The sequence below is a fragment of the Echinicola salinicaeni genome (assembly GCF_014280965.1).
In the GTDB taxonomy this organism is placed as follows: domain Bacteria; phylum Bacteroidota; class Bacteroidia; order Cytophagales; family Cyclobacteriaceae; genus Echinicola; species Echinicola salinicaeni.
This window is the reverse complement of record NZ_JACODZ010000004.1, coordinates 415,847-440,372: the sequence shown is the minus strand read 5'-3', so window position 1 is coordinate 440,372 and position 24,526 is coordinate 415,847. Positions and strand designations below refer to the sequence as shown.

Sequence of the window (24,526 nt, the reverse complement as noted above, 5' to 3'; positions counted from 1 at the left end):
ATCTATCTTGGGGTTAAAATAAATAAAGACTAAACCATATTTATAAACTCATGTAATATAAAAGTTTACAGAGCTAAAATAAATTTTACCTCACAATTCTACGGGCATTTTCCAATCAAAATCCTCCACTCATCAGCAATAACCAATGCTTCAAGTAATACCACAGGCCAAAATTGAATTTTAGAAAAGAGTTTTATTTCATCAATAAAATATTGATCCTACATTTATGGCACAAATTTCGTATAGCATTCGGAAATTTAATTTTCTATGAAAACTAAACTTTACTTATTAACAATCACCTTCTTATCCCTCAGTTTCCTAGCTACAGGCCAAACGGATACAACCACCACCTCCCTAGAGCAATCTCTTAAAAACAGCCTACTAAAAAACATACAGGTAAAAACGGATTCCTTGGACAATGAGTTGGGGACAAAACTTCACGATTTGGACCAAAAAATCCAAATGCTTGACGAATCCCTGAACCAATCCAACAGTGAGGCTCAGAAAATCGAAAAGTTGATCGAAAGAGTTAAATTGATTGAAGATTTCCAACAGGCAGAAAAAGATGCCGAGTTAAATATTTATCAGGGGAATTACCAGTCAGCTATTATCAACCTCGTTTCAATGGAACGAGAGCTGCGTCCTTTGATATTATTCGGGGCTACCAGGGATTTCTTCCAAACATTAAATGCGGTAGGCAACCCTACTACTTATCCAGGTTTCAATGATTGGTACAAGGGATTCCAAAGTTTTATTGATAAAAACAAAAAGGAAAGCCCTACGCTATCAGTAGTCTCCAACCTGATCAGTCTGACAGGAGACCTATCCGCTGGCACTCCTATTTTTGGAACTTTTAGCCAAGCACTTTTTACTGGCATGTCCAGCTATGTTGAGAGCATTGGTACTGGCCGAAGAGACAAAAAACTGCGAGAACAAAGTCAAGAAATGTTTGAGCTGGTAACGGAACTGGGACAATTCACCAATGACAAAAACTTGATAGAAACAGAATGGGAAGCCATCGACACGGAACTAGAAGAACTTAAAAAGCTATATGAAGAAAACCTAGTAAAAAACCTTCAGGTGCTGGGAATTGATAAAAAGGCATTCGAAAGAAGTTACAGTATGGAGAATGATGCCAATCGAAGATATGAATACCTCAATGAATTGACCAATATCATTGCCAATAGGGTGAGGCATGAAAAGGAGACCAATCCTAAAAATTGGAAAAACACCTTTTACAATGAAATGGCTGAAATACAATCCCTTAAAATTAGATTTGGCAGTATTACGTTCAGAATCAGTGAAAACATTAATAAGTACAATTCCCTGATTGAGAAATATAAAACCGCCAAGCACATCGGTCCAAAAATCAACGACCTTGAGTCAAAACTCAACAATCTAAAAAGTGCTTTTGACAAAGCTTTTAACCCATTGGAATATATCAATGCGGCCAATAAAATGTATAAAGTGGACTAGCCCACAAAAAGACATTATCAGCATATAGTACAAAAAAAACACGCTTGAGATCTAGCGTGTTTTTTTTTGTTTAATACTAAGATTAATCTTCCTTAAGCTTAGTTTTTAATTGCTTCACCCTCTCGGCTATTGTGCATTTGGTGATATCAAAATCATCTGTTGTTGCCTTCAAAAAATCAACAATTTCGCCCTTATGCGATTTCACCTTACCATCTTTTAACCCCACATATTTAAGGGTTGTCCATAACAGGTTTTTCAATTCCTTTTTGGAATCATCTAACATATAATACTCTATCACCACAGTGTTTTCATCGTGCCATAGCACCCTGCTCCGAATCCGGATCCACTCTCCTACCATTGCAGGCCTTACATAAGAGATATTATGGTTATAAACTACCCAAGCAGCCTGGTACTTTTTTATCAGATCATACATTTCCACTCCATACAGCTTTGGGACTTGATCCTCACGGGCATTGAAATAATAATCAAAATACTTGGCATTATTAAGATGCTGTAGCGGATCGCAGTCTTGGAAACGGATCACAGCCCTGCTTTCTGTTTCTTTGGGATAATGTTTATCAGGGTTATATTCAAACATAAAATTTATAATTAGAAATGCGATTAGGTATACCGCTCATGTAGAATCTGCATATGATGTTTAAAATGTCCTGGAATAATATTGAGCAAAGCCCTCACACTAATTTCATAACCATTTGCAATCCCCACTCTAGTATATGCCTCTTCAGGAAGTCCATTCATAAATGAGCGAATAATATATCTTGTAAGCTCAAATTCTTCCAAAAGGTTCACCAAAGGCACTTCATTAAAATTGGCCGCCTTGACATAATCTTCCTGTTCCATTCCTGGCAATTCCTGATCATCATTTCTTGCAAAACACAAAGCCCTGAACAACATCACCTTTTCAGTATCATTGATATGGCCAATCACCTCTTTAAGACTCCATTTACCATCATCATATCGGTAAGTAGCCTTCTCCTCGGACATCCCTTCAAAATAACTCCTTAATTCCTCCACTTGAGAAATCAATAGCTCAGAAATGTCTGCACCACGTACTTTAGAAATATAGGTCTCATAAAAAGCCCCATATTCTCCTTCTTGGGGAATTAGTAATTCACTCATGTAATTATCTTTTTATTTACTTTAAGTATACTATAAATTTAAAAGAATGAAATCCTAAAGCACGATACAATGAAAAGAATTTTAGCATTAATAGCTCTAATTATTCCACTACAAACATTTTCACAAATCACTACCATAAACAGAAATGATACCATTGAGAAAATGGTACATGAAATTTCCCCTGACCAGCTCAAAACCTATATTGAAGGATTGGTCAGCTTTGGCACCCGACATTCTCTCAGTAAAGACCAAGACCAAAGAGGCATTGAAGAGGCAAGACAATATGTGCTTAGGCAATTTAAATCATTTGAGACTCAATCAGGAGGACGACTGAGTTCAAAAATAGATTATTACACCATTGAAGCTGATGGTAGAAGAATACCTAATGATGTAAGGATGGGCAATGTCATGGCCACCTTAAAAGGTACTGACCCCGCTGATGACAGAATATTTGTGGTCAGTGGACATCTGGACAGCAGGGTATCTGATATAATGAATGCCGAAGATAATGCGCCCGGAGCCAATGATGATGGATCAGGAGTGGCTGCACTTATTGAAATGGCAAGAATAATGAGCAAAAGGACATTTTCAGCCACCATAATTTTCGTTACAGTTTCGGGGGAGGAACAAGGACTAAAAGGAGCCGCCCATATGGCTAAAATGGCCAAGGAAGAAAACTGGAACTTAGCAGCCATGATTAATAATGATATGATCGGCAACTCTGCCTCAAGCGGCACAATGCTAAGAGACAACACCAAGGTTCGGGTATTCAGTGAAGGTGTACCAATGTTCGAAACTGAAGAAATGGAAAGGCTTAGAAAATATACAAACGGAGAAAACGACAGTAGATCGCGTCAGCTAGCAAGATATATTAAAGAAACCGGAGAAAGATATATTGATCAGCTTGAAGTAAAGCTGGTTTACAGAAATGACCGATTTCTAAGAGGAGGAGATCATACCCCCTTCTCCCAACAAGGATTTACCGCTGTTAGAATCTGTGAATTTAATGAAAACTACCATCAACAACATCAAGACCTAAGGACTGAAAACGGTATCCAATATGGTGACCTCCCCGAGCACATTGATTATGAATACTTAAGAAAAAACACCGGAATAAACCTAGCCGTTTTGGCCAGCTTGGCTTCAGCCCCTTCAGTCCCACAAGAAGTCGGTATTGATGTTAGTCAATTGACCAATTCAACATCTTTAAAATGGCAAGCCCCAGCAGCTGGAAAAGCAAAGGGATATTATGTACTAATGAGAGAGACAAGTTCTCCAGTTTGGGAAAAGAAATTTTACACTAAAAACACAACCATTACCCTACCTTACTCCAAGGACAACTACTTCTTTGCTGTTCAAGCAGTCGGTTCAGAAGATACAGAAAGCATGGCCGTATTCCCTAAACCAGTTAGATAAGCTCTTTTCATTTCAAACTTGGTATTTCACTTCCCAGCTGAACATGTTCCAAGTTGAAAAGAAGATATTTATTCAAAAGCACAACTGAAAAAATGAATTAAGGTACTCAGACAAAAATCACTAACTTTAAGCCTATATTGTCGTTAATAACTTGAATAAAAATCAACAAGAAATTATTTATGAATCCATTATTGGAAAAATTTACCACGCCATTCGAAACGGCACCATTTGACAAAATCAAAAACGAACATTTTTTACCCGCGATCAAAGAAGCCATCAAAGAGGCCAAAGCCGAAATTGAATCCATAAAGTCAAGCAAAAGCCCTAATTTCAACACTATCATTGAAGCATTGGACAAATCTGGAAAAAGATTAAACATAATTTCCAGCATATTTTTCAATTTAAATGCTGCTGAAACCAATGATGAGATCCAGAAATTGGCGCGGGATATTTCCCCATTATTAACTTCCCACAGCAATGACATCCTTTTAGATAATGTGCTGTTTGAATTAGTCAATAAGGTTTATCAATCCAAAGACAACCTAAACCTTAATGAGGAACAGGAAACCCTGTTGGACAAAACCTATAAGTCATTTGTCAGAAATGGGGCTAACCTTTCTGATGAGGACAAAGAAAAACTGCGTACCATAGACAAAGAACTTTCGCAAAAAGGCCTTGCCTTTGGAGAAAACGTATTGGCGGAAACTAACAAATACGAATTGGTAATCGATAATGAAGCGGATTTGGCAGGTCTACCGGATGCTGTGGTCGAAGCTGCTGCCCAAACAGCTTCAGAAAAAGGCAAAGAGGGGAAATGGGTGTTTACACTCGCCTTCCCTAGCTATGTTCCTTTTATGACTTATGCAGAAAACAGGGAACTTAGGAAGGAAATCTTTACTGCCTATAACACAAAATCCTGCAAAGGTGACGAATTGGACAACCAACAAATCGTCAAAGAAATTCTTGAGCTAAAAAATCAAAGAGCCAACCTTTTGGGCTATTCAAGATATGCTGACTTTGTCTTGGAAGAAAGAATGGCCAAAAGTGCTCCTGAGGTGAGTGATTTTCTTAAGGATCTGCTACAAAAAGCAAAGCCAAAGGCTGAGGAAGAATTACAAGAGTTAACTGAATTTGCCCAGGGAATAGGTGGTCCGGAAGTGCTTCAAAAATGGGACTTTGGGTACTATTCAGAAAAGCTCAAAAAGGCAAAATTTGATATTGATGATGAATTAACCAAACCTTATTTTGAATTAGAAAACACGATTCAAGGGGTATTCCTAACTGCAGGAAAACTCTATGATTTGGAATTTGTGAAAAATGATAAAATCCCAGTTTACCATCCAGATGTAACTGCTTATGAAGTAAAGGACAAGTCAGGCAAACATCTTGCTGTGTTTTATGCTGACTTTTTTCCTAGAGCTGGAAAAAGAAACGGGGCTTGGATGACCATTTACAGGGGGCAATCCAAGGAAGATGACCTAGACCATCGTCCACATGTCTCCATTGTATGTAACTTCACCAAGCCAACCAAGACTACTCCTTCCTTGCTGACTTTTAATGAAGTTACCACCCTCTTCCATGAATTTGGACATGCCCTACATGGAATGCTCGCCAACGGCACCTATGAATCACTTTCTGGAACCAGTGTTTACTGGGATTTTGTGGAATTGCCATCCCAGATTTTTGAAAACTGGTGCTATGAAAAAGAATGCCTTGACTTGTTTGCTAAACACTACAAAACAGGCGAAAAGATCCCTGAAGAGTTAATTGAAAGAATCAAAAAGGCCGCAAATTTCCATCAAGGCTACCAAACCTTGAGACAAGTAAGCTTTGGTTTACTGGATATGGCCTATTATAGTACTGATCCAGCTGAAGTAAATTCTTTATTTGAATTTGAGAAAAAAGCGATGGAGCCTACTGAACTTTTACCTGCGGTGGAAGGCACATTAATGTCCACAAGTTTCTCTCATATTTTCCAGGGCGGATATGCTGCTGGTTATTATAGCTACAAGTGGGCAGAAGTGCTTGATGCAGACGCATTTGAAATGTTCTTGGAAAATGGAATTTTCGATCCTGTTACAGCCAGTGCCTTTAAAGAACATGTGCTATCCTCAGGAGGAAAAGTACATCCTTCTATACTCTACAAACGTTTCAGAGGTCGAGAGCCAAAACCAGAAGCCTTGCTGAAAAGAGCTGGTTTGATATAATATTCTAAAGAGGCTGTCTCAAAATATGTCATTTCTACGTTAGGAGAAATATCTAGACTTGTTTGCTACTGGAAATCAACTCTATGAGATTCTTCCTTTCGTCAGAATGACACAAAAAACTCGACTTATGAGACAGCCTCTTTTTTTATCCAACATCTTTCCAACACAAAATCCAGTTAAAAAAGTACTTAAACACCTTTTTAAAGGTCAAAAAAACAGTTACGAATAATTCATCAATAAATTGAATAAATTATTAAATCATTAATTTTTAAATTTATTTATTGAATTATTTTGAATTAACAAACCAGTATATTACCTTTGAATCATAAGGAAAAGACAAAAGGACTTTTCATATATACTGTAGGATGTTGAAATTGGCAGACAAGCCCTCCTGTCTCGAGGGTGGAGAATCTGGGAAAAAGCAAATATCGAGCTCGTGTTTTGCCTAACTACTCCGTGGAGGTTCGAGTCCTTCTCCTACAGCAGGTTATTTTGGGTTTATTGTTAATTGACTAAAGCTATGAGATATTGTTTCATAGCTTTTTGTGTTTTATAGCTTTCTTTCTAATATTATTAAACCTAAACGCTTACAATAGACTTTTAAGTTTTTAACCAAATTATCAGCTTTGCAATCGTTTTCTTCATACATAAAACATATTTTTTTATTATTTTGATTAGATAATTGATTTTTTTAAAAAAGTTTTATTAACTTTGTATCAGACAAAAGGTTAAAAGGCTTTTTGATACTGTAAGAAGATAAGACCAAAACCTTATCCTTCAGGTAGAATTGAGGAGATCAAATAGACAGCCACAATTCTGAAGGTTCGAATCCTTCTCTTACAGCAGGTTATTTTGGGTTTATTGTTAATTGACTAAAGCTATGAGATGATGTTTCATAGCTTTTTTTTATCCTCCAAACACACCGTACATCGAAGGATCTTAACAGATGAAAAACTAATCATTTCATTATCAAATTAATTCAACTATTTTTAGAGCTTTTCACAACTTTACCATTTACACTGTTTGATGAACAAGCTTAAGTCGATCAAAATAGGGCGCATACCAGCTACCATATATTTCATCCTAATATGTATGTTTTCAAGCCCATCATTAAGGGCTCAAAATTTAAAAATAGCATCACTAACTGCTTTATCTGAAAAAATATATTTGCAACTGGACCGTAAAACCTATACCACGGACCAAACGATCTGGATCAAAGCAATCGTTACTGAGGGGCTCCACCATGCACCAAGCCAACTGAGCAACATACTTCATATACAACTGATAGGTCCAGATGAGAAGGTGAAAGATGAAAAGATCATTAAACTTTCCAATGGCGTGGGAGATAACTTTTTTGATTTATATGATCGCTATACTGCTGGAAAATACCTGATCAGGGCCTATACCCAATGGAACAAAAATTTCGGTGACAGCTTTGTCTTCGAAGAGTATATCGACATCTTCCCTTCCCTTGACCAAGATCAAACCTCCCCTATCAGTAATGTTTTCCTTTCAGAAAAGTCACCTGGGGAATTCTGGTTAAACGCCCATTTTTCACCAAAATTAATTGATAGCTTGCATCACAAAAAATTGGGTGTATACTTAGATATTAACAACCAAAAAGATACTCTTAGACTGAAGGCTGACAATGATGACTTCTACACCCTGGAATATCCAATAGATGCAGAAAGCAATTTGGCAACACTTGGTATAACCACATTAAATGGCCTACATTTCACCAAAACCTTTTCCTTGGGGCAGGACGATATTGATTTACAGTTTTTCCCTGAAGGAGGAGATATGATTCACCGTACAATCAGCAAGGTCGGGTTTAAAGCAGTGAACAGCAAGGGTCAGGGCTCCAAAGTCAAAGGGAATATAGTAAATGACAAAGGTGAAATCATCACTGATTTTGAAAGTAATCATTTGGGCATGGGCACCGTATTTTTGTCACCAGACAGTGCCCGGCAGTATTTTGCCGCCATACCTTCCAAGAGAGATACTACCATCAACTTCCAATTTCCTTTACCAAAAGTAAAACCTAAGGGACAGTCCTTTTCCCTGGTTCGAGGAGAGAACATAATCAGGCTAATATCAGTCAATTCAGCCCCTGTTAATGACAGCATCTTTATACAAATTAAATGCAGGGGAATAGAATATTTTCTCATGAAAGGGCGTCTCAAAAAGGGAGAAATGATGGTCCCTCTACCACAAAACAGTCTCCCAGAGGGCATCCTTTCTTTCACTCTTTTAAATCAAAACAGACAGCCTATTGCCGAAAGACTTTATTTTAATGAAAGATCGGAAAACAGGCTACAAGTCAAAGCCCAAACTGACTCTTCTTCCTATAAACAAAGAAAAAAAACAACACTGGATATCAAAGTCCTTGACCCTGCGGGCAACCCGGAAAAAGTTAACCTATCCGTGTTGGTTATCAATAATGAGTTGATGGGTAAAACCCAAAAAAACCGGCAAAACATTCTTTCCCAACTCTTGCTCAATGCTGACCTAAGAGGTGAAATTGAAAGTCCTGGTTACTACTTTGACAAAAATAACAAAAACCGACTTCAGGATTTGGATGCGCTAATGCTCACCCAAGGTTGGCGCAGGTATAACTACAATCAGCCTATAGACACCATTATATATGAACCTGAGAGTTCTCTTCATATATCAGGAACAGTAGGAGGTGTATTGTCACCAAAAAACAAGAAAGAAGGTGCAGCACTTACCTTAATGACTTTTGGGGAGAAACCCTTATTCCAATCCCAAAGCACCGACAGCCTGGGCCGCTTTCATTTCCCCCTCCCGGATACCTATGGACATAAACTGAACGTCCTTATACAAAGTGCCAATAAGTCTGGTAAGAAAAAAGACTATAATATTACTTTGGACAAAAACCAATCTCCACAGATCGATTTTGACCAAAGAAAAACCATTGAAGCGCTGGACAGCATCCAATTTGCCTTAATAGAACAACAGCAGGAAAAAAACAAAGTAGAAAGGGCATTCAGGCTCTCAAATGATGCTATCGAACTAGAAGAAGTAACTGTGGAAGACTATCTCCTAACACCACAAAGGGAAAAAGTCATGAAACGGTTTGGAAAACCGGACAAAGTCATCAACGGAGAAGAAATCCAAGAAAAAGAGCAAAATTGGTCCTATGGATTATATAGCGTCCTGCTATTCAATTATCCTGAAATCAGAATAGAAAGAGTTAATGAAACATTTGATCAAGATAGTCTTGGCGGACCGACAGGGAGTTACTTGAAGGCCACCATTCCTGGTGGTGAAGAAACACTTGTAGTAGTCGACGGAATCCCTGTAAACAATTATAATTATGACCTCATTCCGAACATCCCTCCTTCCGAGGTGAAAAGTGTTGAACTGATTCGATTTCCCGACCAGTTTAACCAATTGTATATGGAAGTATACCCACAGGTTTCTCCCCCGGACATACCTGTGTCAGGAAATGTGATCGCCATATACACCTATGCTGGAAAAGGGATTTTCAGTGCCCAATACACCCCAGGAATCCTCAAGGCCGCCATCCCACTTTATTCACCCTCCAAGGAATTTTATACGCCTAAATATGAGCATATCGATTCAGAAGACTGGATAAAACCTGACCTTAGAACATTGGTGCACTGGCAACCACAGGTCATAACCGACGAAAATGGAAAAGCTACCGTCAACTTTTATAACGGGGATATTACCGGAAACATCATGGTTGTCATAGAAGCCATCTCAGAAAATGGTGATATAGGCTATCAGGAATTGACCTATGAAGTGAAGAAAAGTGAAATAACAATATCCAATTGATAGGATTAGTAACCATTAATAATACTACTTATAAATTGAGGCTAAGCTTTCTACAACCCTTTTTCTTGTCCTCTTACAAACAAAAAACTCCTCCCACTTAAAGTCATGGGAGGAGTTTTCACTTCTAATTAATTTGTATAGTTAGTTTCCAAACTACATTGTTAAGAAATCACCAACCGTAAACCCATTGAAAGCACATAAAAACTGGGCCTATCACTCTACCTCCCCCTCTGTGGAGGTCACCGAAAAAGCAGCAAAATATCCTAAAGCAGTATCTCCAAAATTGGATAAAGGATTAGACGGGGCTACTCCTCCTCCATCAATTACTTCCACCAAGGTCCGATAATAATCATAAGTCGACCTATCCAAATGTCTCAACTCCACATATAACTCATCCCCTTCCTCTAATGTATGAGGGAAGTCATAATCCTGAATATTACCATCAGTAAACTTGTCATCCCACAGCCAAAAGTTATCATCCTCAATCAATTCTCCATCAAAATCGAAAACATAAACTTCACCATTGACATAGACATTAAAGCTGTAATAATTCCCTAAACCAGGAGGGTCTTCGAAATAAGCCCTAAAGTAATACCCCTCTTTATAAAACAAAGATTCTTCCTCATACCTAATCGACAGAGAATCTATAGCAACTTGCGTTTCCTGCATTTGACTTTCTGCCATATAGGTTTCCCCCTCTACTTTTACCTTGATAGTGTAATTCACCCCTCTTTGCCCCTGTATACTTGTTGTTTGGTACTCACCATTCCCCAAATCTTCCAGCACATCAATATTTCCCATATCATCTGAAATCTCCACATAGGCTCCTTCAACACCTGGAAAATCATTATCCTCATAAAAACCTACAGACTTACTTATGGTGACCGTATAGGGGCCTGGTTGATCCGTAACAATCCCTTCAATAACAATTCTAGGCTCGGCATCTTCTAAACTGATATCGATCACTTCCTCACATGAAAACAAGGATAAAACTGCTATAAGAGCTAAATATATATATGACTTCATTTTATTTAAATCTAAAGTTATAGGTAATAGAAGGCAAGATGCTAAAAAGGGAGAATTTCACTGCCTCTGTTTTTGTAGGGTCTTCCCTACTCTCTCTAAAGTTCACTAAAAAGGCATTCTTTCTTGCATAAGCATTATAGATGGAGAAGTTAAGATCCGACTCAAAACGTTCATTATTTTTCAGCTTCATAGTCGCCCCCAAATCCAATCGGTGATAATCAGGCAAGCGACTATTATTCCTCTTTTCATACAGGTTGATCACCTCTCCTTTCGACTCATATTTGCCCACCGGATAGGTTACCGCATCACCGGATCGATAAACAAAAGAGGCTGATAAGTTCCACTTTCGATTCAACTGATAAATCCCTACTATGGAAAAATCATGCGGCCTATCCCAACTGGCGGGGTAAACCTCTCCATAATCTACCCCATCAAATTGTCTTTCAGTCTTAGATAAAGTATAACTTATCCAACCCGTTAAGTCTCCCTTATTTTTTCTAAGGAAAAACTCTGCTCCGTAGGACCAGCCCTTTCCAAACAATAACTGAGACTCTACATTTTCATTAAAGACTAATTCTGCACCTGTCTTATAATCCACTTGGTTTTGCATGTCTTTATAGTAAACCTCCACAGATCCTTCATAGGAGTTATCATTAAAATTCCTGAAATAGCCCAAAGCAATCTGATCAGCTATTTGAGGCTTGACATTATTGCTTGACGGAATCCATAAGTCTATAGGGGTACCCGCATTGGAATTGGAAACTAAATGCAAGTATTGCCTATTTCTACCATAGGAAGCCTTGAGAGATGTTGTTTCATTTAATAGATAAGTTATCCCTAACCTAGGCTCCAAACCTCCATAGGATTTAACTATCTCACCACTCTTATAGCTTTGAGCATCCACAATATCCCCATCTTCATCATAGGTAAATATTTCACCAGGCCCAACCTGGGCAAACCAAGAATACCTTAGACCAGCATTGACATTTAAACTTGGAGAAACGTTCAAATCCTCAGAAACATAAGCAGCTGTTTCCCATGCATACTTCCGTTGCAGCTCTTGCGCATTGATATAAGAATCCCCCTGTGGAACAATCTCTCCAGGTAAAAAATTATGGCGGATCCCACTTATACCAAACCTCAAGGTATTTTCGGGACTGATATAATATTCAAAATCTTCCTTTAAACTGATATCCCTAATTGCCGACATCACCTTAAAGCCATTCATTTCACCATCTTCCTCTTCAGCCATTATCTCCACATCATAATTATAATCGCTAAAAACAGCAGTAGTATTAAGGAACAATTTATCATTAAACAGGTGATTCCATCGGGCTGTAGCTGTAGCATTTCCCCAATCGAAGCCAAACTGATCATTGAAACCAAAATTATCTCTCCCAAAATAACCAGACACAAAAACCCTGTCCTTATCACCCAACCTATAGTTTGCTTTGGCATTAAGATCATAAAAATATAAGGTAGAATTATTCAAATCCTCATTATTGGAAAGCTTAAGAAACATATCCACATAAGTCCTTCTTCCTGAAACCACAAATGACCCCTTATCTTTAACAATTGGTGCTTCTATGGTTGCCCTTGAGGAAATCAAGCCTATCCCACCTTGTGCGGCAAACTTCTTATTATTCCCTTCCTTCATTTTTATATCCAATACCGAAGAAGCCCTGCCTCCATACTCCGCAGGAATATGTCCTTTATAAATGGTCAAATCCTTAATGGCATCAGAATTAAAAACCGAGAAGAAACCCAATAAATGCGAAGCATTATAAACGGGGGCTTCATCCAATAAAATAAGGTTTTGGTCAGCACTCCCTCCTCTTACAAAGAAACCTCCACCTCCTTCACTTGATTTGATACCTGGAAGTAATTGAATTGTTTTCACAATATCCTTTTCCCCAAAAATCACTGGAATGGCCGACACCTCCCGCATATCCAATTTGTTTACACTCATTTGTGTTGAGCGGACATTTGAATCTTCCGGGTCTGCAGAAACAACCACCTCCTCCAATTGCGTGGATGCTGGTTCAAGCTCGACACTGATACTCTGGTCATTTCTCAAACTGATTGACTTGATTATGGGTTCATACCCTACAAAACTATACTCCAAGGTATAGTCTCCTTCTGGAACAGTCAGTGAATAAAACCCATAAACATTGCTCGTGGCTCCTGTCCCTAACTCTTTGACAAAAACCGTTGCTCCTATCAGTCCCTCTCCACTACTTGCATCTTCAATTGTACCGCTGATGGTAAATTTGCTCTGTGCCGCTACGAAAGAAATGGGGACAAAGAAAAATAAGCTTAGAAAAAAGTACCATTGAAAAAAACCTGAATGGTTGCAGGTCCGAGTTGTTCTTTTCATTATTTCAAATTTGTTTTTTAAACAAAACCAGCTAAAGTTTCATCTTGGACTAACATTTTTCTCAAAGTGAAACATAGCCTTCCACTGAAAAATTTTCTTAACAATACATTGAAAATATTCAATTTAGTTAAGCTGCTTGAATCCATCGATTCTTGTTGCTAACGGGATTGAGTAAATTTGGTTAGCTATTTTGAATTACTTATTCAATATTAATTCATAGAAATCTTCTATCATGAAATTAAAGCTACTTTCAAAAGTAAAGACACCTAAAGATGCTTCTACCCTAACAAAGGCCAAATAGAAGTTATGCATTCAACATTAATTGCCCCTAAACTGTTTACTATCAGCAAAAGTGGTCACATTGGACATTCCCTTCATTCCCGAACACCTAGAGGCAAAAATAAAAGGGTTCGAGCAATATATACCTACTATAGGCACCATGAATCCCACAAAAACCTAAAGCATGCAGAAGTCTATTTTGGAAGATATGGTCAAGAAAAATTAAAGTAAGAAAATCAATCAAAAAACAAACCTTGGCGGCAAAAAAGCATTAAACCAAAAAAAACTTCTGTTCAATTTTGATTCAGTTTGCAAAATATTTAGAGGCTTTATTAAAGATTTATTATAGTTTTTACTGATTTTAGAATGATGATTTCATTTGTAATATGTTATTTTTTACATTGTCATTTCTTTTTAGAAAAAATTAAAAGCATAGTCTAAATACATAACCCTAAATTGCATTTTGTGAAACCCAGTGAGTCAAATCCATATAACATTCAGGCCAGTAGCTTATGGAGCGGATTGATCAAAGGTGATAAAAGTGGCCTTGAAGGTATATATAGACTTTTTTGCAAGGAATTGTTCCTATATGGGGTTTCTATAATTGATAATGAGAACCTGGTAGAAGATTGTATACAGGAAGTTTTCATAGACCTTTGGAAATACCATAAAAATCTGCAGAAGGCAGAAAATGTAAAGATGTACTTGTTCAGGGCATTAACATATAAGATGTTTGGTGAGTCAAAAAAGGAGAGAAAATGGAATTTCGATAATATAGAGGAACATATTTTACTTTCTCCTTCAAGAGAGTCAGAAATAGTTTCCGGAGAGAGAGACAGACAAGTCCAAGAACAAATTGCATTAGTCATATCAAAGCTTCCATTTAGGCAAAAAGAAGTTATTAATTATCTTTTTTTTGAAAATTTTTCATACGAGGAGATTTCCAAAATTATGGGGATCAACCTCCGTTCAGTTTATACCTTAGCCTGGAAAGCCATTTCAGCCATGAAAAAAAAACTAGGGAATCATATATTAGTATTTTTCTTTCTATTCATTGGTTAACCAAATATTCATGGATAAAGCAATATTTCTGGGGGTGAATAATTTCAAACTTAAATTTTGTCTACCCTTGTCAGAGTAAGCGTAGTTTAAGTCACAAATCTTCCTAGACAGTCAATCATGTAAAAGGATGAACAAAGATGCATTATAAATAAGCATATTTGTGTTCATCTTTGTCCATCTGTGGTTAATAAATAGCACATATCAAAGCTAAAATAGACTATTTCCCCCCAGCTTTTCGGCTTGATCCATATTCATATTGCAAAAGTCCCTCTAGACCGAATACTTTTCTCACCGTTAACCCACTGTATAACAATCTCTTATATATTTATCTTAAAAAAAAATGGTTACCGAAGGATAACTTTTAGAGAAAAGCAATACTTATAAGTGAAAAGCCATTAGAATGAATAAGTCCAAATATACAGTAGAAGATTTTGTACTTGACCCTGAATTTAAAAGATGGGTAATCTATCCTGACAGTTCCTCCAAATCGGATTGGAAGAACTTTTTGGAGAATCATCCGGATAAGCTCATGGAAATAAAGGCTGCTAGGAAAATCATCATTAACATGGCAGTTCGGTCAAGGTCAATACCTGATGGAAGAGTGGAAAGTATTTGGAAAAAGATCAAAATTCAAGTTGACAATATCGATCAATTTGATGGAAAGGTTGTACCTATCAGCTCCGAAAGTATTATTAGGAGCACTAGGCCACAAAAAAGGATATATGAACGGATAGGATATTTTCAAAGGCTAGCTTCTATTTTAATACTGTCAATCATGGTTGCATTTATGGCTGCCTATTTTACATCCACTAGCTCGAATTATGAGGCTATGGATTTAAAACAGGTTTACAAAGAGCATTATGCTCCTCAAGGAATAAAATCGTCATTCACATTAAATGACGGAACAAAGATTATGCTCAATTCAAACAGCAGTATCCGGTATATTGATGGATTTGAAAAGGAGAAAAGAGAAATTGTGTTAATAGGAGAAGCGTTTTTTGATGTAGCAGAAGATAAATCTAGGCCATTTATCGTGAACACCGGAAAAACAGCTACCAAAGCACTGGGAACTTCCTTTAATATTTCTGGATATGAAAATGAAGATGTGGAAATCTCCTTGGTTTCAGGAATTGTCGAAGTCAATATTTTTGACAAGAAAAATAAGCGACTGCAGCTGATTCCAGGTGAAGCGTTGAAATACGAAAATGAAAGACAGGTATCTTCAAAATATTCATTCGAGAAAGACAAAGTCCTATCCTGGACCGAGAAGACTATATATTTTGATCAGACACCGATAAACGAAGTGGTCAGGGTGCTGGAAAATTGGTATGGTGTAAATATTAATCTTATGAATATTCCTGATGAGAACTATACAATTTCGGGGATATTTAAAGATCAAAGCCTTGAAAACGTACTCAGTGGAATGAGTTATTCTGCTAAAATCACTTATCAAATTAATGAAAAAAATGTGCAATTAACTTTTAAAAAATAAGCCTATGAAAAAACAAACAGGTCATAAGTGCGCCAACACCTATGACCTGAAATCTAGATAACAGTGAAACTGCTATTCCACTGTCCAAAAACGTTTATTCGACAATTAGCATTACCCAATAAACATTTAAATATATGAAAAATAACCTACTAAAGCATGTTATATACATGACCAAATTATTTGCTTTTGCATTTATAATCCAGTGCTTCTCCATGAGTTTTATACTGGCAAACAATGGAAAGGCGCAAATTAAGAGCATTGAAGATGCCCAAGTTTCAATAGAAGTAACCAACTTGGATATCAAGGCAGCTTTTAAGGAAATCGAAAAAGCCAGTGATTATAATTTTGTCTACATGGACCGTGAGATCAAAAGCCTTCCTAAGGTGACATTGATCAGTAACGGTGAGACCTTGTACAAGGTGTTGACTGATTTGGCCCAACAAACAAAACTTTCCTTTAAACAAGTTGACGGTAATATTCATGTCAAAAAAAATGAAAAGTTTTCAATAGTTACTGTTGAAATGTTCAAAGAGATTACCGGCCTGATAACGGATGAAAACGGAATACCAATCCCTGGGGCTACTGTTTTGATAAAAGGGACTTCCACGGGTACGGCGACCAATGCTGATGGAGAATTCTCCATAAACATCCCTTCAGAGGGCAATGTAACCCTTATTGTTTCATTTATCGGTTATAAAACGCAAGAAGTCCAGGTAGGTCAACAAAAACAGCTTTCTATAATCCTAGAAGAAAACCTTGAGGGGCTGGAAGAAGTTGTAGTCGTTGGTTTTGGAGAGCAGAAAAAGGGCAGTTTGGTTAGCTCAATATCCTCTGTCAATGTTAAAGAACTAAAAACAGCATCTTCCAACCTGACCAATGCAATAGCTGGGAAAATCGCCGGTGTAATTTCCTTCCAACAAGGTGGTGAACCCGGTTTTGGCTCAGATAATTCTACTTTTTTTATTCGTGGACTTTCGACTTTTGGCACAGGTAAGCGAAATCCATTGATACTGATTGACGGAATAGAGTCTACCCCTACGGACATGGCCAGACTCCAACCTGACGACATCTCAGATTTTTCGGTACTGAAAGATGCTGCAGCCAGCTCTATTTTTGGTGCAAGGGGAGCAAACGGAGTGGTATTAATCAATACCAAGTCAGGAACAGAAGGCCCTTTGAAAGTAAGTTTAAGGATAGAAAACCGTTTTTCTTCCAACACAAAAAACTTCCAATATGCTGATAATATCACCTATATGGAAATGGCCAATGAGGCGGCTTTAACAAGGACTCCTACAGCCATTCCTGCTTACTCCCAAAATAAAATTAACGCCACAAGAGCAGGAGAAGACCCATATTTGTACCCCAACAACAACTGGATAGACCAACTGATCAAGGACTATACCTACAACCAAGGCTTTAACCTAAACATCAGCGGTGGCGGTAAGACCGGTAAATATTATTTGGCAGCAACATATAATAGAGACAATGGTCTATTGAAGGTTGATCCCATCAATAACTTCAACAACAACATCAGCCTCAACAACTATTCTATCAGGTCTAATATTGACTTCAACCTGACCAAAACCACTAAATTAACAGCAAGGGTTTATGGCCAGTTTGATGATTACAATGGGCCAATAGGTGGTGGATCAGCCACTTTTAATAATGCAAGGAGAGCTAATCCAGTTATGTTTCCTGCGGTCTATCCTCAAGAAAAAATGCCTTTCGTACAGCACCCATTATTTGGCTCTGCAAGAACCATCAACAGCACAGGAACGGAAACCGAAACTCTTTTCATGAATCCCTATGCCGAAATGGTCAAAGGTTTCCAAACCTATAAATCCTCTAATCTGAATCCACAACTTGAAATCAACCAGGATTTAGATTTTATCACAAAAGGATTAAAAGTAAGGGCGATGACCTACCTAAAAAGAAGATCCTTTGTTGCTATGGATAGATTCTACAATCCATTCTTTTATGAATCACAGATCAACCCTAATGATGGTTCCTATACGATAGAGGTCCTTAATGATGGCTCAGCTGACGCAATAGGAACTACAGGTACTGAATACTTGAATTACAGAGAAGGTGAAAAAATCGTCGAATCCACCTTTTGGCTTCAAGGTGCGATTGATTATAACCGCATATTTGACGAAAAACATGCTGTAGGCGGCATGTTGGTATCTTATATCCAGCAATATGAAGCTGGCAACCCTGGCAGTTTGATCTTATCCTTACCCAACCGAAACATGGGGCTTTCTGGAAGATTCACCTATGGCTTTGACGATCGCTATTTGGTAGAGATGAATTTTGGTTATAACGGATCTGAGCGATTTGCCAAGAAGAACAGGTTTGGCTTCTTTCCTTCTGCAGGTCTAGGATATATTATTTCCAACGAACCTTTTTTCACTCCACTGAGAGGAGCTATTTCCAACTTGAAATTAAGAGCTACTTATGGTGTGGTCGGTAATGACCAGATCGGCGGAAGAGACCAGCGCTTCCTCTACCTCTCCAATGTCAACCTTAACAATGGCAGCTATGGCGCTGTATTTGGAAAGGGTGATGGTATACCTCGATATAGTAGAGACGGCGTCTCTATCTCTAGATACGCCAATGAAAATATCACTTGGGAAGAATCCAGACAATTGAACCTCGGTATAGATTTAGGACTTTTTAATAATTCACTGGAAATAATAGCCGATGCGTTCTATCAAAAAAGAACCCAAATCCTACAGCCATTGACTTATATAGACAATACTGCTGGCTTAATGGCTACCCCATTATCCAATTATGGAAAAGCTGAATCCAAGGGTATAGATCTCTCATTCAATTATACCAAACGTTTAAAAAAGAATCTATCAATTGATTTTCGGGGAACTTTCACGTACGCCACAAGTAAGGCCATCAAACTGGATGAACTCCTTTACCCTGAAGAGTTGAGCCATCTTGCAAAAACAGGTCATTCTTTGACGCAGCAGTGGGGATTTATAGCAGAACGACTCTTTGTAGATGAAGAAGAAGTCGCCAATTCTCCCGTTCAATTTGGTGACACAGAATTAATGCCTGGTGATATCAAGTACAGGGATATTAACCGTGACGGTGTCATCAATAATGATGACAGGGTACCAATAGGATACCCCACTCAGCCAGAGATTATTTATGGATTTGGCTCTTCAATCCAATTCAAAAGATTTGATTTCAATTTTTATTTCCAAGGATCTGCAAGGTCTTCCTTCTTCATCGATCATTGGGCTATTCAACCCTTTTATCAAGATGGTGGACGCCAAACAGGCCTTTTACAAGTAGTCGCAGATGATTATTGGTCAGAAGAAAACCCTGACCTGTATGCTTTCTGGCCACGCCTGAGCACCTGGCGAATAGACTCCAATAACCGTCAATCTACTTGGTGGATGAGAAACGGTAGTTTTATTAGGCTAAAAAATATTGACATAGGCTATAATATCGGAGAGTTCAAACCTTTTGGAATTAATTCTGGAAGAATTTATTTCTCTGCTATCAATCTTTTCTCCATAAGTAAATTTAAGATGTGGGACGTAGAAATGGGCGGAAACGGTATGAACTACCCAATTCAATCGGTTTACAACCTAGGCCTTTCAATCACATTATAACAACTCAAAATAAAGAATTTATGAAAACTAAATTCCTGAATATAAAGACATCATCTCTGTTCCGGACTACTCTGAAACGGATCAAAAGCAAATTATTGTACATACCAATGGCCGTAGTATTGCTCTTCAGTAGCTGTAGTGAATACCTGGACATTGTTCCTGACAATGTTGCCACTATTGACAATGCATTTCGCCTGAGAAATGAAGCAGAAAAGTACTTGTTTACATGTTATTCCTTTTTACCACTACATGGTGACACTTGGTTTAATCCTGGAATGGCTGCTGGGGATGAATATTGGTATCCTCAGACCAACCAGAACAAATGGCACGCAGCATTCCGCATAGCCTTGGGCCAGCAAAACAAAGACAATCCACTCTATAACGAATGGGCAGGTACCCAAAAGGGAGGAAATGGGGATGGTCGAAGCCACTTAAAGTTATGGAGAGGTATCAGACATTGTAATATCTTCCTAGAGAATGTACGGGACAAGGGCTTGGTACCTGACCTTTCAGCAAATGAACGTGTAAGATGGATAGCAGAGGTAGAATTCCTTAAAGCCTTTTACCATTTTTATCTTTTTAGAATGTACGGTCCCATCCCTATCATGGATAAAAACGCTGAAATTGGAATAGCTGAAGAGAAAAGAATGCCAGTTGACTCAGTAACCAATTATATTGTTAAGCTTCTGGACAGTTCCATTCCAAATCTTCCAGCCACTATTACGGATGAAAATACCGAGCTCGGGCGAACCACACAGTCGATTGCCTCTGCGATCAAAGCTAAGACTTTAATTTATGCCGCAAGTCCTCTATTTAATGGTAATAGTGATTTCGCAAATTTTGAAGATAAAGAAGGAACCAAACTCTTTCCTCAAAATTACGATCCCAATAAATGGATAAAGGCCCGTGATGCCTTAAAAGAAGCCATCGAAATTGCTGAAGCTAATGGGCACGCCCTTTATGAATACAAAAACGATGTGTTTGAGCTCAGTGATGACATGAAAACCCAATTAAATATCAGAAATGCTGTAACCAAAAGATGGGCTGAAGAACATGTTTGGGCACTTTCAAATAGTAATTACATCAATCAACGTGCATGCATGCCGCCCGTAGAAAGAAGCCAGCAAAATGCACGTGGTACTTTAGCCGGCTTTTTCTCTGTACCGATTAAAATAGCCAAGATGTTTTACACCAAAAACGGAGTTCCCATTGAAGAAGACAAAACCTTGGATTTTACCGACTATATGGATATTAGAACAGCTAATTTAGAAGAAAGATACCATATAGAACCTGGCTACCAAACTGCCAGACTGAATTTTGATCGGGAGCATAGATTCTATGCAGATTTAGGCTTCGACGGAAGCATCTGGTATATGAAGGATGGAAATGCAAAAGGAGCGGATGAAAACACCTTTTATGTGAAATGCAAAAACTTCGAAAACGCAGGTTTCGGGCATTACAACAACTGGAATGAAACTGGATATTTCATCAAAAAACTGGTCAATTGGGAATCAACCACCAACAGTTCTAATAATGTAAGCTGGAAAGTATATCCTTGGCCTGAAATTAGGTTGGCTGACCTCTATTTGATGTATGCAGAAGCATTAAACGAGGTAGAAGGCGGCTCCCCGATGGCCATTGAATACCTAGACAAAATTAGAGAACGAGCTGGCTTGGGAGGTGTAAAAGTTTCTTGGGAGACCTACTCTACCAATCCCCAAAAATTCACCACACAAGATGGTCTAAGAGAAATCATCCATCGTGAAAGACTAATAGAACTGGCGCTGGAAGGACATCGCTTTTGGGATCTCAGAAGATGGAAAAAATCGGTAGAATACCTTAATGAAGATATTACCGGATTTAATATCATCGGAAAAACCACGGAAGCCTACAATAATGAAAGAGTGATTTATAGCCAAAGCTTCATTGCTCCAAGAGATTATTTCTGGCCTATCGGAAATTACGATACACGCCGTAATCCTAATCTTGTAGAAAACCCAGGTTGGTAATTTTAAAACTTAGAAATCATGTTTAGAAACAATAAACTTTCACAATATATGCTTTTGGCTTTTGGCTTGACTTGTGGCCTATTAGCATGCAACGAAGAGCTAGAGTTTAGAGAACCATACGGAGACAATTCAGCGGTTCCGCTCAAAATTAATGAGATCAGTGTTGAAAACCTGCCTGGAAAGGCCTTGCTCACTTATACCGTTCCGAATGATGCCAATCTACTCTATGTAGAAGCATCCTATGAGCTCAACTCAGGAAAAACTCGGAAAGTAAAATCCTCTTATTATGACAACAAATTACTTCTCGAAGGGTTTGCTGACACCTTAGATCATGAGGTAAAGGTTTATGCAGTAAGTCGGAATGATATCTATTCTGAAGCTACAACAGTCAATGTAAAACCAAAAAAAGCACCGATTTGGGAGATATATGAAAGTCTCAAAATCAACAATGCATTTGGAGGCTACGATCTAAAAGCGGATAATCCACTAAGTGAGGATATTTCCATTCTTGTGTTAAAGAAAAATGATTTTGGTGAGTTCGAAGTAGATAATCAAAAAAGTGTCTTCACCTCTCTTCCTGATATTGAATCAAAAATAAGGGGATTAGATACCGTTAATTATGAATTTAAGATTGCTGTCAGAGACAAATGGGGAAACACCACTGACACCTTAAATCAAACTATTCTTCCTCTTTTTGAAACAGAATTGGACAGAAGCAAATTCGGTGCTTTTGACCTTCCGGGAGATGCCCCCCAATTAAATAGTACTAGGATAGAATTTTTATGGGACGGCCGATATGGATGGCCATTCACCAGTTTTACAAAAAAGGCATTTGGCGTGGGACAGCCACATATTATCACCTTTGATACTGGTGTAGAAGCTAAAGTCAGTCGAATTTGGATGAGACCTTTTCCAGAACTGAATCCCCCTCAGTTTTATTATCTAACCACCCTAAAGCGCTTCGAAATTTATGGATCGGCTGATCCTAGTCTAAATGGGGAGTTAGATGACAGCTGGTTCCTTCTGGGATCTTATGAAATCGAAAAGCCATCCGGTAGCCCATATGGCCAAGACACAAACGAAGACCGTGAAGTCGCTCGTGCCGGGTTTAATTTTGAAGTGGATTTGGACGCTCCTAAAGTAAGGTACATCCGAATCAGGTGTCTAGAAAACTGGGCCGGAGGAACCAATCAAAGTATCGCCGATCTTAGAGCCTATGGTGACCCCAGATAAAATCTCATTAGGCGAATTAAAATTCTATAATGTTTATCAACTATTTAGAAATAAGAGCAATGAACGCTAGAAATATAAAAGAAATCATCAAATCCGCTGGAAATATAGGCCTGATATTAATCTTCCTCGGACTCATATGCTCCTGTACAGACTGGGATGAATTTAAAATCTACTCAAAGAATGGAGAAATCATTTATTCAGGAAAAATAGATTCAGTAGATATCCTATCTGGAAAAGAAAGAGTGAAATTTACGGGGCAATTAAATGCGGATCCTAAAATCAGCCATTACCGAATTTTCTGGAACAACTTAATGGATTCAGTGGAATATTCCATTGAAAAAAGTTCAGGGACATTAAAAATCGAACAAACCTTTGAAGTGGACGAGGGAGTTAAAAACTTCACTTGTATCACTTACGATATTGATGGTAACTCCTCTGTTCCCGTAAACAGTGTCGGAACATCCTATGGCAATAATTACAGGAAAAAGCTGAACAATCGTCTCATATCATCTTATGACTTCACTGAGGAAGACATCATTATCAATTGGGAACTTATGGACCTGACCACCGGAGTCCAATATACAGAAATCATATATGAACAAGATGGAGAATCCAAAACACTTATTACCCCCATAGATGAAAACCAAAGTATCCTAACTGGAGTAAATACCTCTATCGATATTCAATTCAGGACGATTTTCAAACCGGAAACATCCAGTATAGACACCTTTGCAGTGCCTTATACACAAAAAAGAATAATTGTTTATCCAAAACTGAAAAACGCAAAAATTCCTTTTGCCCATGCAGAACGAGGAGGCCGGTGGGGCAACCTAGCCGGATGGACCACAAATGATGCTTTAAAAAACCACAATGGTTATGGAGGATGGGACGAATGGAACGGTAACACCTTCAATATTGAATCAGGATGGGGATCTCCTGCCATTGAAAATGGAAAAGTTTTCCAGACTATGCAGCTAGAAGAAGGCACCTATACCTTTGAAGTAAGTGACCTTAGAAACACCAACCTTAATGAAGAGGATCAAGGATATATGGTCGCAGCCCTTGGAAACGACCTACCCAATGTAGAAAACATTGATGAGTCCTTAGACTATGTCAGGATCCTTTCGGAAAGAGATGCAAGTTTGCTAAAAGTAACATTTACGCTCACAGAAACTTCACAAGTAAGTATGGGTATCGTAACCACTCAAAGAGCTGGAAGTCCTGGGAAATTCTTTAGTGTAAGAGAATTTGGATTCTATAAACATCAAGATTAATACTAAACCGAATTAATAAAAAACGGGTTGATTAAAATCAACCCGTTTTTTATTAATTCAAAAAATCAAATCCATTTAAAAAATATT

At 38.1% G+C, this 24,526-nt stretch carries 14 protein-coding genes; 10 read left to right on the top strand and 4 right to left on the bottom strand.

Annotation, left to right across the window (positions count from 1 at the left end; translation table 11 throughout):
* Positions 1 to 267: 267 nt before the first annotated feature.
* The gene (locus tag H7U17_RS09740; RefSeq protein ID WP_186756513.1) at positions 268 to 1,476 is read left to right on the top strand and encodes a hypothetical protein; all 1,209 of its coding nucleotides are present in this window, start codon (positions 268 to 270) and stop codon (positions 1,474 to 1,476) included.
* An 82-nt stretch (positions 1,477 to 1,558) separates the two neighbouring features.
* On the opposite strand, the gene H7U17_RS09735 is transcribed toward H7U17_RS09740, so the two are convergent.
* Together H7U17_RS09735 and H7U17_RS09730 are read right to left on the bottom strand one after the other, a co-directional pair.
* The gene (locus tag H7U17_RS09735; RefSeq protein ID WP_186756512.1) at positions 1,559 to 2,074 is read right to left on the bottom strand and encodes an acyl-CoA thioesterase; all 516 of its coding nucleotides are present in this window, start codon (positions 2,072 to 2,074) and stop codon (positions 1,559 to 1,561) included.
* A gap of 23 nt (positions 2,075 to 2,097) precedes the next feature.
* A complete protein-coding gene (locus H7U17_RS09730) occupies positions 2,098 to 2,616 on the bottom strand; it encodes a DinB family protein (protein WP_186756511.1) in 519 nt (172 codons plus the stop codon).
* Positions 2,617 to 2,685: 69 nt separating this feature from the next.
* On the opposite strand from H7U17_RS09730, the gene H7U17_RS09725 reads away from it, so the two are divergent.
* The 3 genes from H7U17_RS09725 to H7U17_RS09715 all read left to right on the top strand — a co-directional run bounded on the left by H7U17_RS09725 (position 2,686) and on the right by H7U17_RS09715 (position 10,058).
* A complete protein-coding gene (locus H7U17_RS09725) occupies positions 2,686 to 4,032 on the top strand; it encodes a M20/M25/M40 family metallo-hydrolase (protein ID WP_186756510.1) in 1,347 nt (448 codons plus the stop codon).
* 179 nt (positions 4,033 to 4,211) lie between these two features.
* Entirely contained in the window at positions 4,212 to 6,239 is a 2,028-nt protein-coding gene (locus H7U17_RS09720; protein WP_186756509.1) for a M3 family metallopeptidase, read from the top strand.
* A gap of 1,092 nt (positions 6,240 to 7,331) precedes the next feature.
* Positions 7,332 to 10,058 carry a hypothetical protein gene (locus tag H7U17_RS09715; protein WP_186756508.1) on the top strand — a complete coding sequence of 909 codons (2,727 nt, stop codon included), beginning with the start codon at positions 7,332 to 7,334 and terminating at the stop codon, positions 10,056 to 10,058.
* 213 nt (positions 10,059 to 10,271) lie between these two features.
* Here H7U17_RS09715 and H7U17_RS09710 read toward each other — a convergent pair whose 3' ends face one another.
* Together H7U17_RS09710 and H7U17_RS09705 are read right to left on the bottom strand one after the other, a co-directional pair.
* Positions 10,272 to 11,084, bottom strand: a complete 813-nt coding sequence (locus tag H7U17_RS09710; protein ID WP_186756507.1) for a DUF4249 domain-containing protein — start codon at positions 11,082 to 11,084, stop codon at positions 10,272 to 10,274.
* 1 nt (position 11,085) lies between these two features.
* A complete protein-coding gene (locus H7U17_RS09705; RefSeq protein ID WP_186756506.1) occupies positions 11,086 to 13,461 on the bottom strand; it encodes a TonB-dependent receptor in 2,376 nt (791 codons plus the stop codon).
* Between the two features lie 744 nt (positions 13,462 to 14,205).
* On the opposite strand from H7U17_RS09705, the gene H7U17_RS09700 reads away from it, so the two are divergent.
* The 6 genes from H7U17_RS09700 (at position 14,206) to H7U17_RS09675 (ending at position 24,439) form a co-directional block, all read left to right on the top strand.
* Complete coding sequence (locus H7U17_RS09700; protein WP_186756505.1) at positions 14,206 to 14,802, top strand: RNA polymerase sigma factor; 597 nt, start codon at positions 14,206 to 14,208, stop codon at positions 14,800 to 14,802.
* Positions 14,803 to 15,202: 400 nt separating this feature from the next.
* On the top strand, positions 15,203 to 16,294 hold the full coding sequence (locus H7U17_RS09695) for a FecR family protein (RefSeq protein WP_186756504.1): 1,092 nt from the start codon (positions 15,203 to 15,205) through the stop codon (positions 16,292 to 16,294).
* Positions 16,295 to 16,428: 134 nt separating this feature from the next.
* Positions 16,429 to 19,923, top strand: coding sequence for a SusC/RagA family TonB-linked outer membrane protein (locus H7U17_RS09690; protein ID WP_222439171.1), 3,495 nt, complete (start codon positions 16,429 to 16,431; stop codon positions 19,921 to 19,923).
* A gap of 20 nt (positions 19,924 to 19,943) precedes the next feature.
* Positions 19,944 to 21,932: a RagB/SusD family nutrient uptake outer membrane protein gene (locus H7U17_RS09685; protein ID WP_186756503.1), complete on the top strand. Its 1,989-nt coding sequence runs from the start codon at positions 19,944 to 19,946 to the stop codon at positions 21,930 to 21,932.
* A gap of 18 nt (positions 21,933 to 21,950) precedes the next feature.
* The gene (locus H7U17_RS09680) at positions 21,951 to 23,165 is read left to right on the top strand and encodes a DUF4959 domain-containing protein (RefSeq protein ID WP_186756502.1); all 1,215 of its coding nucleotides are present in this window, start codon (positions 21,951 to 21,953) and stop codon (positions 23,163 to 23,165) included.
* A gap of 59 nt (positions 23,166 to 23,224) precedes the next feature.
* Positions 23,225 to 24,439: a DUF4998 domain-containing protein gene (locus H7U17_RS09675; protein ID WP_186756501.1), complete on the top strand. Its 1,215-nt coding sequence runs from the start codon at positions 23,225 to 23,227 to the stop codon at positions 24,437 to 24,439.
* Positions 24,440 to 24,526: the final 87 nt, after the last annotated feature.

What these genes read in the sequence shown, in the direction of transcription:
- H7U17_RS09680 (WP_186756502.1), top strand. Translation starts at nt 21,951, where the DNA reads ATGTTTAGAAACAATAAACTTTCACAATATATGCTTTTGGCTTTTGGC.
- H7U17_RS09690 (WP_222439171.1), top strand. Translation starts at nt 16,429, where the DNA reads ATGAAAAATAACCTACTAAAGCATGTTATATACATGACCAAATTATTT.
- H7U17_RS09705 (WP_186756506.1), bottom strand. Translation starts at nt 13,461, where the DNA reads ATGAAAAGAACAACTCGGACCTGCAACCATTCAGGTTTTTTTCAATGG.
- H7U17_RS09735 (WP_186756512.1), bottom strand. Translation starts at nt 2,074, where the DNA reads ATGTTTGAATATAACCCTGATAAACATTATCCCAAAGAAACAGAAAGC.
- H7U17_RS09710 (WP_186756507.1), bottom strand. Translation starts at nt 11,084, where the DNA reads ATGAAGTCATATATATATTTAGCTCTTATAGCAGTTTTATCCTTGTTT.
- H7U17_RS09725 (WP_186756510.1), top strand. Translation starts at nt 2,686, where the DNA reads ATGAAAAGAATTTTAGCATTAATAGCTCTAATTATTCCACTACAAACA.
- H7U17_RS09740 (WP_186756513.1), top strand. Translation starts at nt 268, where the DNA reads ATGAAAACTAAACTTTACTTATTAACAATCACCTTCTTATCCCTCAGT.
- H7U17_RS09685 (WP_186756503.1), top strand. Translation starts at nt 19,944, where the DNA reads ATGAAAACTAAATTCCTGAATATAAAGACATCATCTCTGTTCCGGACT.
- H7U17_RS09715 (WP_186756508.1), top strand. Translation starts at nt 7,332, where the DNA reads ATGTTTTCAAGCCCATCATTAAGGGCTCAAAATTTAAAAATAGCATCA.
- H7U17_RS09675 (WP_186756501.1), top strand. Translation starts at nt 23,225, where the DNA reads ATGAACGCTAGAAATATAAAAGAAATCATCAAATCCGCTGGAAATATA.
- H7U17_RS09720 (WP_186756509.1), top strand. Translation starts at nt 4,212, where the DNA reads ATGAATCCATTATTGGAAAAATTTACCACGCCATTCGAAACGGCACCA.
- H7U17_RS09730 (WP_186756511.1), bottom strand. Translation starts at nt 2,616, where the DNA reads ATGAGTGAATTACTAATTCCCCAAGAAGGAGAATATGGGGCTTTTTAT.
- H7U17_RS09695 (WP_186756504.1), top strand. Translation starts at nt 15,203, where the DNA reads ATGAATAAGTCCAAATATACAGTAGAAGATTTTGTACTTGACCCTGAA.